Origin of the sequence: Amycolatopsis regifaucium (genome assembly GCF_001613935.1) — a bacterium.
In the GTDB taxonomy this organism is placed as follows: Bacteria; Actinomycetota; Actinomycetes; order Mycobacteriales; family Pseudonocardiaceae; genus Amycolatopsis; species Amycolatopsis regifaucium.
Genome location: NZ_LQCI01000007.1, coordinates 86,772 through 98,793, shown reverse-complemented (window position 1 = coordinate 98,793; position 12,022 = coordinate 86,772). Strand labels below are relative to the sequence as shown.

13 protein-coding genes are annotated in these 12,022 nt (G+C 67.1%); 7 read left to right on the top strand and 6 right to left on the bottom strand.

What is annotated here, in order from left to right:
- Window positions 1-435 precede the first annotated feature (435 nt).
- Window positions 436-483: a hypothetical protein gene (locus tag AVL48_RS39985; RefSeq protein WP_244162647.1), complete on the bottom strand. Its 48-nt coding sequence runs from the start codon at window positions 481-483 to the stop codon at window positions 436-438.
- A 6-nt stretch (window positions 484-489) separates the two neighbouring features.
- On the opposite strand from AVL48_RS39985, the gene AVL48_RS38150 reads away from it, so the two are divergent.
- Window positions 490-675 (top strand): hypothetical protein, encoded by a 186-nt coding sequence (locus tag AVL48_RS38150; RefSeq protein ID WP_143104987.1) that lies wholly within the window; start codon window positions 490-492, stop codon window positions 673-675.
- 10 nt (window positions 676-685) lie between these two features.
- Here the strand turns inward: AVL48_RS38150 and AVL48_RS09150 are convergent, their stop codons facing one another.
- Window positions 686-1,411 (bottom strand): class I SAM-dependent methyltransferase, encoded by a 726-nt coding sequence (locus AVL48_RS09150; RefSeq protein ID WP_061988070.1) that lies wholly within the window; start codon window positions 1,409-1,411, stop codon window positions 686-688.
- Window positions 1,412-1,481: 70 nt separating this feature from the next.
- Between AVL48_RS09150 and AVL48_RS09145 the strand changes: the two genes are divergently transcribed.
- Entirely contained in the window at window positions 1,482-1,994 is a 513-nt protein-coding gene (locus AVL48_RS09145) for a hypothetical protein (protein ID WP_061988072.1), read from the top strand.
- On the opposite strand, the gene AVL48_RS09140 is transcribed toward AVL48_RS09145, so the two are convergent.
- Window positions 1,975-2,952 carry a GlxA family transcriptional regulator gene (locus tag AVL48_RS09140; RefSeq protein ID WP_244162643.1) on the bottom strand — a complete coding sequence of 326 codons (978 nt, stop codon included), beginning with the start codon at window positions 2,950-2,952 and terminating at the stop codon, window positions 1,975-1,977. The genes AVL48_RS09145 and AVL48_RS09140 overlap by 20 nt on opposite strands.
- 120 nt (window positions 2,953-3,072) lie before the next feature.
- Between AVL48_RS09140 and AVL48_RS09135 the strand changes: the two genes are divergently transcribed.
- The 5 genes from AVL48_RS09135 to AVL48_RS09115 all read left to right on the top strand — a co-directional run bounded on the left by AVL48_RS09135 (window position 3,073) and on the right by AVL48_RS09115 (window position 8,892).
- Window positions 3,073-3,663 carry an isochorismatase family protein gene (locus tag AVL48_RS09135; RefSeq protein ID WP_061988076.1) on the top strand — a complete coding sequence of 197 codons (591 nt, stop codon included), beginning with the start codon at window positions 3,073-3,075 and terminating at the stop codon, window positions 3,661-3,663.
- A 70-nt stretch (window positions 3,664-3,733) separates the two neighbouring features.
- A complete protein-coding gene (locus AVL48_RS09130; protein ID WP_061988078.1) occupies window positions 3,734-5,473 on the top strand; it encodes a pyruvate dehydrogenase in 1,740 nt (579 codons plus the stop codon).
- Between the two features lie 229 nt (window positions 5,474-5,702).
- The gene (locus AVL48_RS09125; RefSeq protein WP_061988080.1) at window positions 5,703-7,166 is read left to right on the top strand and encodes a cellulase family glycosylhydrolase; all 1,464 of its coding nucleotides are present in this window, start codon (window positions 5,703-5,705) and stop codon (window positions 7,164-7,166) included.
- Window positions 7,167-7,864: 698 nt separating this feature from the next.
- Window positions 7,865-8,149 carry a hypothetical protein gene (locus AVL48_RS09120; RefSeq protein ID WP_074975787.1) on the top strand — a complete coding sequence of 95 codons (285 nt, stop codon included), beginning with the start codon at window positions 7,865-7,867 and terminating at the stop codon, window positions 8,147-8,149.
- A complete protein-coding gene (locus AVL48_RS09115; RefSeq protein ID WP_061988084.1) occupies window positions 8,146-8,892 on the top strand; it encodes a hypothetical protein in 747 nt (248 codons plus the stop codon). Before AVL48_RS09120 ends, AVL48_RS09115 begins: the two co-directional genes overlap by 4 nt.
- A gap of 74 nt (window positions 8,893-8,966) precedes the next feature.
- On the opposite strand, the gene AVL48_RS09110 is transcribed toward AVL48_RS09115, so the two are convergent.
- The 3 genes from AVL48_RS09110 to AVL48_RS09105 all read right to left on the bottom strand — a co-directional run bounded on the left by AVL48_RS09110 (window position 8,967) and on the right by AVL48_RS09105 (window position 11,913).
- Complete coding sequence (locus AVL48_RS09110; RefSeq protein WP_061988086.1) at window positions 8,967-9,164, bottom strand: hypothetical protein; 198 nt, start codon at window positions 9,162-9,164, stop codon at window positions 8,967-8,969.
- Between the two features lie 22 nt (window positions 9,165-9,186).
- Window positions 9,187-9,351, bottom strand: a complete 165-nt coding sequence (locus tag AVL48_RS38935) for a hypothetical protein (protein ID WP_156515761.1) — start codon at window positions 9,349-9,351, stop codon at window positions 9,187-9,189.
- Window positions 9,352-10,305: 954 nt separating this feature from the next.
- Window positions 10,306-11,913 (bottom strand): hypothetical protein, encoded by a 1,608-nt coding sequence (locus tag AVL48_RS09105; RefSeq protein WP_143104986.1) that lies wholly within the window; start codon window positions 11,911-11,913, stop codon window positions 10,306-10,308.
- Window positions 11,914-12,022: the final 109 nt, after the last annotated feature.

The following is a 12,022-nucleotide window of genomic DNA, read 5'->3' as shown; positions in this document are numbered from 1 at the left end:
CTTTTCAGCAGGGAAACCGGCCTTTTCGTGTCAAAGGTTGCACGTTACGCGTTACGCTTAACCGTTTTATCTAACCTGGCACGCGTAACTAACCAGGGAGCGAGACACGGTGATAATGCCTCTTATAACTGAGTGTCGCCAGACATGGATCGCCGCTGGTTTGCACGGCTGTCAACGGCCGCATTGAGGCGCGAAAAACTGGGGTCCTAGGGATCGCGAACCGCGCCCGAACAAATCCTCGTTCGCCGGGGTGATGACACCGGGCGGGCGGGTTTCGGTGCTCAGCGGCCATCTGAGAGCGTTTTGCCTGGTCGACGCCAGGTTCTCGGCAGGTCGGCGACGTAGCGACCTAGCGGTTGTCATACAACGCGCGGGCGTCGTTGATACGCGGCAGGTGAGTGATGGTCCACTCGGGCAGCGGTGCGGTGGCTTCGCTCAGGTCCGGCCCATCGTGGTCAGCTCGTAGCTGACGTGGGGCGGCATCACGTTGTGAACCGTGCGCGTCAGGATCCCGCGCGTTCGGGATCACCGATCCCGAACACGATCCCGCGTACCCACATTCACTGTGTCGAGGGCCAGCCGACGGGCATCACCCGGCGTCCTGTCCCGGCAGGCGAGCGGGTCCGGGAGCTGCCGACCGGCCACGACTGCATGATCGGCCTGATGCGGCGGTGACGAGATCCGTTCAGACGACCTCGAGTACGAAGAACAGGAAACTCAGGAAGGCGGTCTTCCCGGCGAGTTCGTCGGGGAACCGCTCCCTGGCACCTGGCGCCGGGTATGGCTCGCTGATGACGACGGTCCGGAAGCCGGCCGCGGTGAAAGCGTCGCTCATCGCATGCAGTGGGCGATGCCAAAAGGTGAGCACTGCCTTCTCGCCGTCGAAGGTGTACTCCTCCGACCACTGGACGGTCGCGAAATAGTCGGCCTCCGGATACAGCAGTTTGAAGATGAAGGGGTGGTTGACCGCCAGGATCAGCCGGCCACCGGGCCTCAGCACGCGACGGATCTCGGCCAAAGGCGCGGACCAGTCCTCCAGGTAGTGCAGCACCAGGGCGGAGATGACATCGTCGAACGCGCCGTCGGGATACGGCAACGGTGCGCTCAGGTCGGCGACTCGCAGTGCCGCGTCGGGGCCGAGCCGTTTCCGGGCCAGCTCCACCATCTTGGCGCTGGAGTCGAAGCCGGTCATGATGGCGCCCTGGTCCCGCAGGCCGGCGAAAATCGGACCTGCCCCGCACCCGGCGTCGAGGATTCGTCGGCCTGCCACGTCGCCCGCCAGGTCCAGGATCACGGGCCGCGTGTAGTAGGCGTTGTTCAGACTCGTCTCGTTTTCGGCCGCATACGCCTCGGCAAACTTGTCGTAGTCGTTTTCCACTGCCTCGTCGGAATATTCGGGAGCGGTAGGCATATGACCCAATATGGCATAACCGGGCTGTCCCGGGTCGGCTCCGCACAGTCACCCCAGTAACCTCCTGCGAATGCAGCCACACCAGGCGAATCCACCACACGGTCAGCCGCAGCAGGGCTACCCGCCACCGAGCTATCCCCAGCAGTTCGGCGCGCCCGTACGGCTGCGCGCGAACCCCGTCGCCTCGATACTCGCCGGTCTGCTCGCTTTGCTCACCGCCGGCCTGCTCGTCTGGTTCGCCGTCGCCAACATCCTCGTGAACAACTTCCCGGAGCCCTGGCCGAGCGGGGTGTGGATCAACGTGGTCGGCGGGTTCTGCTCGGCGGGCTTGCTGGTGGTCCTCGCCGTGTTCACCTTCTTGCGTACGGTCGCGGGCGCGTGGACGCTGGGCGCCATCAACGTATTCTTCGTGATCATGAACCTGGTTTTCTCGCCGCTGGCGCACGGCGTGAGTTTCGGTTCCCAGCTCGACTTCGTGTTCGGGTTCCACAAGGCGACCGGTATCGCCGTCGGGCTGACCACGATCTTCGGCACGCTGACCGCGATCATCGCCTTCGTCGCCGCTATCGCGCGGCGGCCCTAGCCCGGGATTCGGCGGAGAACTCGACCCGGTAGCGGGTCGGCGTCGTGCCCAGCGCGGCGGCGAAGTGCTCGCGAAGGCGGGCAGACGTCCCGAAGCCGGATTGTGCGGCGACGGCGTCGATGCCGAGCGTGGTCGTCTCGAGAAGGTGCCGCGCCCGCGCGAGGCGTTGGGCGACAAGCCAATTGTGAACGGTGGTCCCGGCGCGGGCTCGGAACGAGCGGGTGAACGTACTCCTGCTCATATGGGCTCGGGCGGCGAGGCTGTCGATGCTGTGCTGTCCGTCGAGATGGGACTGCGCCCAGCTCATCACCTGGGTGAGCGGATCCTCGTCCGGGGCGGGGACAGGGAGCTCGATGAACTGAGCCTGGCCACCGGGCCGGTGCGGCGCGGCGACGATCCGCCGGGCGACACGGTTGGCCACGACCTGCCCGGCCCGGCGGGCGAGCAAGTGAAGACAGGTGTCGATCCCGGCGGTCGCGCCCGCGCCGGTCACGACGTCGCCCTCGTCGACATACAGGTCTTCAGGACGCAACTCCACCGCGGGAAAGCGCCTCCGGAACGTTTCGGCCCATTTCCAGTGGGTGGTCGCCGCGCGACCGTCGAGGATGCCGGCATCCGCGAGGGCGAAGACCCCCAAGCACAGCCCGACGACGAGTGCTCCGCGTTCGTGCGCGGTCCGCAGCGCGGCGGAGACGGGCGCGGGCGTCGGGGCTTCCGGATCGGACCACCACGGCACGACGACGATGTCGGCGTCCGCGAGCGCGCCGAGGTCCGCGGAAACGTCGATGGAATAGCCGGCGCTCGTGGCGAGCAAGCCCGGCTTCGCGGCGACGACCGTGATCGGCCACGGCTCCATGTCGCCCGCCGGGGCTTCGGGTCCCCAGACCAGCGACGGCACGGCGAGGTGGAACGGACTGATCCCCTCGAACGCCAGGACGGCCACCCTCGGAGCGCTCATCGATCCCCCTTCCCGTGGATGTCGGCCGATCTCGACCATTGCTGACCCGAATCCGTATCTCGATCTCGGATCGGGTCAGCCACGATGTTAGCCGTACCGACGGAAAGCGAAGGAAACACGATGACCAGCACCACTCTCCGCGAAATCAGCGACCTGCCGACGGCCCCCGCGGCACTCTCGGACGCGACGGTGATCCTCGTCGATTACCAGAACACCTACACGCGCGGCGTGATGGAACTCGACGGCTGGGAAGCGGCGCTCGACGAGGCCGCCACGTTGCTGGCGCGTGCTCGCGCGGAGGGCGCGACGGTCATCCACGTCATGCACGACGGCGGTGAGGGCAGCCCGTACGACCTCGGGCAGGACATCGGCCGGATCCACGAGCGCGTCGCTCCCCTTCCGGGTGAACAGGTCGTGGTGAAGACCGCGCCGAACTCGTTCGTCGGGACACCATTGGGGGAACTGGTCGACGCCGCCGGGCACCAGGACGTCGTCGTGGCCGGGTTCATGACCCATATGTGCGTCACGTTCACCGCGGAAGGCGCGTTCCTGCGCGGGAACACCCCGACCGTGGTGGCGGCCGCCTGCGCCACGCGCTCGCTCCCGTCCGTCGCCGGCACGGTGACCGCGGCGGAACAGCACCGTGCGGCACTCGCCACGATCGGTGATCTTTACGGCGTCGTCGTCGGCTCCACGGCCGCGCTCGGCTAGGACCTGCGAGGCGGCGCCCGCACGTGGATCATGAACGTAGTCCCGCCGCCGGAGCATCGAAGGGGTCGTGATGGCCAAGCCCAACGTCGCCGAGCAATTCGTCCAAGTCCTGGTGCAGGCCGGGGTGGAACGGATCTACGGCGTGGTCGGAGACAGCCTCAACCCCGTCGTCGACGCGATCCGCCGCACCCCGGGCATCGAATGGGTGCACGTCCGCAACGAGGAGGCGGGCGCGTTCGCCGCGGCCGCCGAGGCCCAGCTGACCGGACGGCTCGCGGTGTGCGCCGGTAGCTGCGGTCCCGGCAATACCCATCTGGTGCAAGGACTTTACGACGCGCACCGCACGGGAGCCCCGGTTCTCGCGCTCGCCTCGCATATCCCGTCCGGTCAGATCGGGACCGGCTTCTTCCAGGAGACCCATCCCGAACGGCTGTTCGTCGACTGCAGTGGCTACTGCGAGCAGATCAGCAGGCCCGCTCAGTTGCCGAGGGTGCTGCGGATCGCCATGCAGCACGCGTTGTCCCGCGGCGAGGTATCGGTGCTGGTGCTGCCCGGCGACATCGCGCACCTCGACGCCGTTTCGCCCACCGGGCACGGGACGCCGGTCACCGAGCACGGGACGGTCGTGCCGCCTGAGCCGCAGGTGACCCGGCTCGCCGAGTTGATCAACGAAGCCGAGACCGTCACCTTGTTCGCCGGTGCCGGGGTGCGCGGCGCGCACGCCGAGGTGATGGAGCTGGCCGGAACCGTGCAGGCTCCGGTCGGCCACAGCCTGCGCGGCAAGGAGTGGATCCAGTACGACAATCCCTACGACGTCGGAATGAGCGGCCTGCTCGGCTACGGCGCCTGCTACCGGGCCATGCACGACGCGGATCTCCTGGTCCTTCTCGGAACCGATTTCCCCTATGACTCCTTCCTTCCGCAGGCGCGGACCGTGCAGGTCGACCACGACGCGACCCGGCTCGGCCGGCGCACCCCGCTGGAACTGGCGGTACACGGCGACGTACGGGAGACCCTGCGGGCCGTGCGGCCGCTGCTGCGCCGCAAGACCGACCGCGGGTTCCTGGACCGCATGCTGCGCGAGCACTGCAAAACGCTGGAACAGGTCGTCGACGCCTACACCCGCAACGTCGAACGGCATGTGCCCATCCATCCGGAGTTCGCCGCGGACCTCCTCGACGAACTCGCCGCGGACGACGCGATCTTCACCGTCGACACCGGCATGTGCAACGTCTGGGCGGCCCGGTACCTCACGCCCAACGGGCGCCGCCGGGTCATCGGGTCGTTCCTGCACGGCACCATGGCCAACGCCCTGCCGCACGCCATCGGCGCGCAGTTCGCCTACCCGGGACGCCAGGTCGTGTCGATGTCCGGCGACGGAGGACTCGGCATGCTGCTCGGCGAGCTGCTCACCGTGGCCTTGCACGATCTTCCGGTCAAGATCGTGACGTTCAACAACTCCTCGCTCGGCATGGTGAAACTGGAAATGCTGGTGGACGGCCTGCCCGACTATCAGACCGATCACCGGCCGGTGGATTTCGCCGCCATCGCCAGTGGCGCGGGATTGCGTGCCGAGCGGGTGACCGAGCCGACCCGGCTGCGTCCGGCGCTCAAGGAGGCACTGAGCCACGACGGTCCCGCGCTGGTGGATGTCGTGACGGATCCGAACGCGTTGTCCGTCCCGCCCCACATCACCGCAGGTCAGCTCGGTGGCTTCGCGTTGGCCGCGAGCAAGGTCGTACTCGAAGGTGGGGTGGGCCGGATGATCGACCTCGCCCGGGCCAACCTCCGCAACATCCCGCGCCTTTGAGGACACCGCCTCGCCGCGCCTGTCCACTGTGTGATCGTGTCGGTAGCGGATCCGGCACCTCAGCCCGCCGATCGGCGATTGGCCCACCCGGCCTAATCGCCGATCGGCGGGTGGATGAATTCCCGTCTGGAGCTGCGCCCGGAATTGACAGGACCTCCCCCGATCGGTCAACGAGACCACTCTGGGAGCGCTCCCAGAGTGATCGGCTCACCGAGCACAAGGAGTGTCCATGGGTGTGACAGCGAGAAAACTCCTCGTCGTGGCGAGCGCCTGCGCCGCCGTGGCGCTGTCGGGGACACCGGTCTCCGGAGCGAGTACCGAGGCTGCGGCGTTCGCCTGCCGTGTGGACTACACCGCGAAGGACTGGGGCTCGGGCTTCGGCGTCTCCGTGACCATCGCGAATCTCGGCACCACGGTCGTCAACGGCTGGACCCTGACGTATTCCTACGCCGGTAATCAGACTCTTCAGCAGGGCTGGAACGGCCTTTGGTCGCAGTCCGGCAATCAGCTCACCGTGCGGAACGAGACGTGGAACGGCACCATCGCGGCCGGTGGCAGTGTTCAACCGGGCGCGAACTTCTCCTATAGCGGCAGCAACGGCACGCCGTCGGAGTTCGCGGTCAACGGCGCAGCCTGCACCGGTGGCCCACCGACCGAGCCGCCAGCCGGCGGGCCCGCGCCGGCGTTGAAGGTGTCCGGGAACCAGCTGACCGCCGACGGCAAGGCCCACCGGCTGCTCGGCGTCAACCGCGCCAGTGGCGAGTTCGCCTGCGTGCAGGGCAAGGGCATGTGGGACAGCGGCCCGGTCGATCAGGCGTCGGTCGACGCGATGAAGACCTGGCACATCCGCGCGGTGCGCATCCCGCTGAACGAGGACTGCTGGCTGGGCCTGTCCGGTTCGCCCAGCGGGCCCGCCTACCAGCAAGCGGTCAGGGACTACGTGAACCTGTTGGTGGTCAACGGCATCAACCCCATTCTCGACCTGCACTGGACACACGGGCAGTACACCGGAAACGTGTCGGCGTGTGCGGACGTCAACGCCACCTGCCAGAAACCGATGCCGAGCAGGCAGCACACCCCGGCGTTCTGGACTCAGGTCGCCACCGCGTTCAAGGGCAACGACGCCGTCGTGTTCGACCTGTTCAACGAGCCCTACCCGGACGCGGCCGACAACTGGGCGAACGCGGCCGACGAGTGGCGCTGCCTCCGCGACGGCGGCCAGTGCACCGGCATCGGCTACGAGGTGGCGGGGATGCAGGACCTTCTCGACGCGGTCCGCGCGACCGGCGCGACGAACGTCGTCATGACCGCCGGGCTCACCTGGACCAACGACCTCTCCCAGTGGCTGACCTACCGGCCGATCGACCCGCTGAACAACGTGGTCGCGTCATGGCATTCGTACAACTTCAACGCCTGCAAGACCTCAACCTGCTGGGACGGCCAGATCGGCGCGGTCGCCGCACAGGTTCCGGTACACGCCGGGGAGATCGGCCAGGACTCGTGCGCGCACGACTACCTCGACCAGGTGACGGCGTGGCTGGACGCGCACGGCCTCGGGTATACGGCGTGGACGTGGAACCCGTGGGGCTGCAGCGGAGGCAACGTCCTCATCCAGGACTACGCCGGCACCCCGACCGCCACCTACGGCGCGGGTTTCAAAGCGCACCTGCTGAGCGTGACCAAGGGCGGGTGACCTGAGGGGCGAGCTGTGGCGCGGGCGTTCATCGATACGTGCCCACGGGTGTCCACGTGATCTTTGTGGACGGCTCTGCGACACTGCTGACCTGCGCGAGTTCGGAAACCGGGTGTCTGATGTCCATACGTGGACCTGCGTCGGCCGGCGGGAGGTCATTCTTGTTCTCGCAAGCCTCGGCGGTTACCCAGCCTGGATTGGAGGCATCATGACCAGCTACGTCTGCGCGCGGTCGCCGCGTCGCATGCCCCGGTCCGTGCTGTCCGGTGTCCGTGCGTTGTCTTCTCCGCCCGTGAGTGCGGGTGGTGAGGGTCCTGAAGCCTTCTGCGTGGTTGCGGTGGAGCACAGGGACTTGCGGTCTAGCTGGAACTAGCCCGCGCACTCAGGCGAGGCCTCGAGCGTAAATTCCGCTCGGGGCCTTCGTCGTGTCTACGGGACTCCGCCCGGCCCCCGGTAGACACCGTTTGCATCGCGAGGTCTTCTCAGGGGCGTGCGCGTACGGGACGCTTTTCGTGTTCCGGTCCCACCCCGGGATGTCGCTGACAGGGCGGTGGTTCCAGCCACAGCAGCCCGACCGGTGAGTGCTCGTAAATCCGCAACCACGGAACGCACCACCCTCGCCCGCCCCCTTCTCCAGGTTTTCGGGGCGGGCAGGCGCGTTCTTCGCAGAAGGGCACCACAACATGATGTTGAAAGCGGTGAGCCCGCCCCCTGGGGGCGGCGCCGTCCCGGCCGCGGTCAGACTGACCTGGCCGGAGGCCTTCGTGATCACGCTGGCCGTCGGCCTGACCATCTACCTCAACATGCACGACCACACCCCGATCGTGGGAGCCGCCGGCATCGCCGCGGGCGTGATGGTCGTCTTCGTCGCCGTCATCGCGATCCCGCGCGGCATCGGCGAGATCGGGAAGAACCTGCGGTTCCTGCGCTCGGCGGCCGACGAACTCGCCCGCCTGCACCACGAGCAGGAGGACCGGCGATGACCACGACCATCCCCGGCGAGCAGCAGCTCGTCTTCGACGCGAGCGACGCCACCGAATTCCGGGCCCTGCTCGGCCGGATCCTCGCCGACTCGCCGCTGAGCTGCGGTCAGATCTCGATCAAGACCGGCATGCCGCGCTCCACCGCCTACAGCCTGCCCGACACCAAACGCCCCGGCCTGCCCAGCAACCCCGACCAGGTCCGCGCCTTCGTCAAAGCCTGCGGCCTGACCCCCACCCAGATCGACCTGGTGATGGACCTGTGGACGAAGCTGCACCGGGCGACCGAGAACGTCCGCTCCAGTGGCGACAAGGCCGTCAGCGCCGCGACGACGTCGCCGACGGGTAGGAAGGACGCAGCCGACCTGCTTCAGCAGCTGAACCTCGCCGCCGAAGTCGAGTACCAGCAAGATCGTATTCGTTCTTGGGACGGCGACGACGAGTACCGAGGGCCGGCTGCCGCCTGGTGGACAAAATTCGGCGCCACGCCACCGTATTCGCACAAGACCACCAGCTGGACCGAGTTGCTGCACTACGTCCTGGGTGACGAGCGTCGTACCAGGCGCGCGGTCATCCTGCTGATCCCGGTCACGGTGCTGCTGCTCGGCATCGTGTGCGCGCTGGCGTTCCTGGCCGTCAAGATGCCCACCACGATGCCGCTGGTCGTTGCCGGGCTGCTCTCCCCTCTGCTGTTCACCCTCCGCCGGAACGTCCGGAAGCCGAGAAAGGTCAAGGGCGTGGACTAGAACCCGGTGACGACCGAAGGGGCCCGGCGGCCGGTGCGCTGCCGGGCCCCTTCGGCGGTCAGGGTGGGCAGTTCTCATGCCACCTTATGGGCGGCCGGGGCGTCGGAGAGTGGCTGGACCGCGGTGATCTCGGGTGCGAGAACTCCGTCGAGGTCGGGCACCGACATATCCCCCACGGCGATGACGTTGCGGGGATCCCGGGCCGGCGGAGCGACCATCCGCAGCGAGCGCGGACTCACGTCCGTGCGCTTGGAAAGCTCGCCGATCCGCATTCGGAGAGCCTACGCGTTTGGATCAAGCGCGCTTCCTCCAGTAGAAATGGTGGTAGACGAAACTCCCGTCGTAGGCCGCGTTGGCGCTCACCAGTTCCCAGCCCTTGGCCGCCATCTCGTTCATGTGGTCGCTGTGCCCGGTTTTGGCGCCCCAGGAGCTGTAGCAATAAATCCAGCGATCAGTCATGACACCCTTATAGCGGTTTTAGCGGCAGTGGACGTGCCGGGGCCACGGCGTCCGAGCCCCGAGCAGCCGACCAAGCGCCCGTACCGGACATCGCTATCGCTCTTCGAGCGTGGCATCTCTGCGTATGAAGCGCGCCTGCCCGCCCCGGAGTCCGGCAGGGGCGGGCGAGGTGGTGCGCTTGGTGGTTGCGGATTTACGAGCACTCGCCTCTGGGGTCTTCCGCGGCTGGAACCACTGGCCCTGTCGGCGACGTCCCGGGGTGGGACCGGAACACAAGAAGCGTCCCGCACCGGCGCGCACATGAAAAGGGCTCGCTACGCAACCGGTGTCTACCGTCCGCTGTGCGGAGTCCGTAGACACGACGAAGGCCCCGAGCGCGTTCTACGCTCGAGGCCTCGCCTGAGTGCGCGGTCCCAGTTCCAGCTGAGACCACCGGTTCCTGTGCTCTACCGCAACCACGCAGAAGGGCCTTCAGGACCTCACCACCCCACTCACTGGTGATGAAGACATAGCTCACGCCGGGACCACGATCCCCCGCGAGGTGGTCGAAAACCAGAATCGGCCCGCATCGGCCGTCTGACGTCCACGTGTGGACACTGGATCCGCTCTTTTCCAGTATCCGCAGGTCAGCGTAGCAGTGGAGCTGTCCACAGCGTTGCCGTGGACACCGCTGCGACAGCGAGGATAGACCTCGCGGCCATCTGGCCGAGCATGTCACCGGCCGTCCTGAACGCGAGGAAACGCGCCGCTGACCGCCCGTGTGCTCCGTAGCGAGATCGGCGCGTCGTCGCTGCCCAGCTGGGGTCTGCCCACTGGCGGGCGCATCGACCTTCAGCACTGCATGCCCAGGGAGAGTCCACAGCACCATCAAGTGCCCGTGGGCAAGACGGGGATCATGACTGCGCCCTTCCGCATCGTGGTGCGGGCCGGCTCCGGTGGCGCCGCGACTCTTCCTTACCTCGGCGTGCGCAAGTCGAGTAGCGGAAACTCCTTGGCGACGCCTGTCGCGCGTGTGAAGACCGCCTGGCCGGTGGTCCAGGACCGTGCCATGTCCTCTCCGAAGACACGAGCCAGCACCGGAGCGAGCCGCGGGGTGGCGTCGCTGATCCGGTCGAGGTCCTGAAGGAACCGCAACCGCCTCGGTGGTCTCGGCAGTCGTGACGAGGTTTGTTTCTTGGCACTCGCTTGCGCGGACGCGAACCCGAGGTTGAGTCCTGCCGTCACCTGAACCTCGGGACCAGGTGAACTGCCGGCGGACTGCCATTTCGCGACAGCGTTGCGCAGATCGTCCAACTTGCTTTCCAGCTCCACCAACGCGATGTCCCCTTGCGCTACGCGGAGGTGCAGGTCGGTGAACCACGAGCGCAGGTTCTTCGCCTTTCTGGTCTCACGAAGACTCAGTGCCGCTTCGATGACGTTCGTGGAGGAGTCGGCTTCGTGAAGGACAGCCGCCAAGACGAACGGCAGTTCGATGTCGACGCACAGTCCGGCCGAAGCACCACGACCGGCGACGATCCGATTGATCTCACGGGCCCTGCACGCCCGCAGATACTCGAGGGTCGCCACCGTCTCGGCTTCGCTGACCCCGGCACGATGGTTCTCGGCCGCCTCCTGAAGCACCGCGAACGGGGCACGCAACGGGTGCGGTATGTACGAGGCGGCCATCGAGTCGGCCAGGCGCTGGTAGTAGAGGGTGGCGCAGACAGTACGGAGCACATCCCCTTCGGCGAACTTCTTCTCCACCAAGTTCGAGCCCGTCACCGGGATGCCGAAGAACTCCTCGGCTCCCGCCTTCGTCCTGTCCTGCCGTTGCCGGGCCCAATCCTCGGCCGCGATGAACTTCTCGGCGGCGGTGGTCGTCGCCTCCAGGACCCGGACTCTCTCCTGCAGCGCGCGGACGCACTCCGCCAGCACTTCGACATCTTGCTCGTCGGCCGTGGTGTGCGGGATCGGCCTGGCGGCGTGGCTTTCGTCCCTGATCAGGTACAGCAGATGAAGAAAGTCCATCGTTTCGCCCAGGTCCGGGAAGATCCCGCTGTCGGAGTAGCCGGTTTCGAAGTACGCGCTGGTGATGTCCAAAAATGTGCCGAGCGCTCCTTCCTGTGCCAGCCGGACGATGTAGCGGGCGAACAGTTCACTGTCCACGCAGTCTCGCGCCAAGGCGACGGACACCGCGACGGAGTCCAACCAGTCGCCGTCCTCGACCACGGACAGCACCGTGTCCAGACCGTCGAACTGGGGCGGAAGGCTCAAGGGTTCCATCGCCGTGGTGTCCGGCCAGAGCGGTCGGCGCTGGAACCGCATCGCCGGCCGCCGCTGCGGGTACCACGACCGCAGCAAACCGCGGCCGGTGCCGATCTCGTCGAACAGCACGATGTTCTGCACCAGCTGACCGAGACACGCCAGATCCACACAACGACGGAGGTCCTGGTTCAGCTCGTAATCCCATTTGCCGTCACCGGCCCGATCGACGAGCCCTGGCGCGTGGCGAAGATCCGGATCGAGGACGCGTAACGCGCCTTGCAGGGTCAGGTTGTCCATGACGACCATACCGGCGGCCACCCTCCTCCTCGGTAGCGTGCAGGCTACCGCCCCCTTACAACAGCGGGTGCCCTTGTCTGACCGAGTGCGATCACTACGATTTCGTTCCCGTCCACTGAAACCCATCACC

Coding starts and splice junctions, on each gene's coding strand:
- AVL48_RS09150 (WP_061988070.1), bottom strand. CDS start 1,411: ATGCCTACCGCTCCCGAATATTCCGACGAGGCAGTGGAAAACGACTAC.
- AVL48_RS09145 (WP_061988072.1), top strand. CDS start 1,482: ATGCAGCCACACCAGGCGAATCCACCACACGGTCAGCCGCAGCAGGGC.
- AVL48_RS09140 (WP_244162643.1), bottom strand. CDS start 2,952: ATGAGCGCTCCGAGGGTGGCCGTCCTGGCGTTCGAGGGGATCAGTCCG.
- AVL48_RS09135 (WP_061988076.1), top strand. CDS start 3,073: ATGACCAGCACCACTCTCCGCGAAATCAGCGACCTGCCGACGGCCCCC.
- AVL48_RS09130 (WP_061988078.1), top strand. CDS start 3,734: ATGGCCAAGCCCAACGTCGCCGAGCAATTCGTCCAAGTCCTGGTGCAG.
- AVL48_RS09125 (WP_061988080.1), top strand. CDS start 5,703: ATGGGTGTGACAGCGAGAAAACTCCTCGTCGTGGCGAGCGCCTGCGCC.
- AVL48_RS09115 (WP_061988084.1), top strand. CDS start 8,146: ATGACCACGACCATCCCCGGCGAGCAGCAGCTCGTCTTCGACGCGAGC.
- AVL48_RS09110 (WP_061988086.1), bottom strand. CDS start 9,164: ATGCGGATCGGCGAGCTTTCCAAGCGCACGGACGTGAGTCCGCGCTCG.
- AVL48_RS38935 (WP_156515761.1), bottom strand. CDS start 9,351: ATGACTGATCGCTGGATTTATTGCTACAGCTCCTGGGGCGCCAAAACC.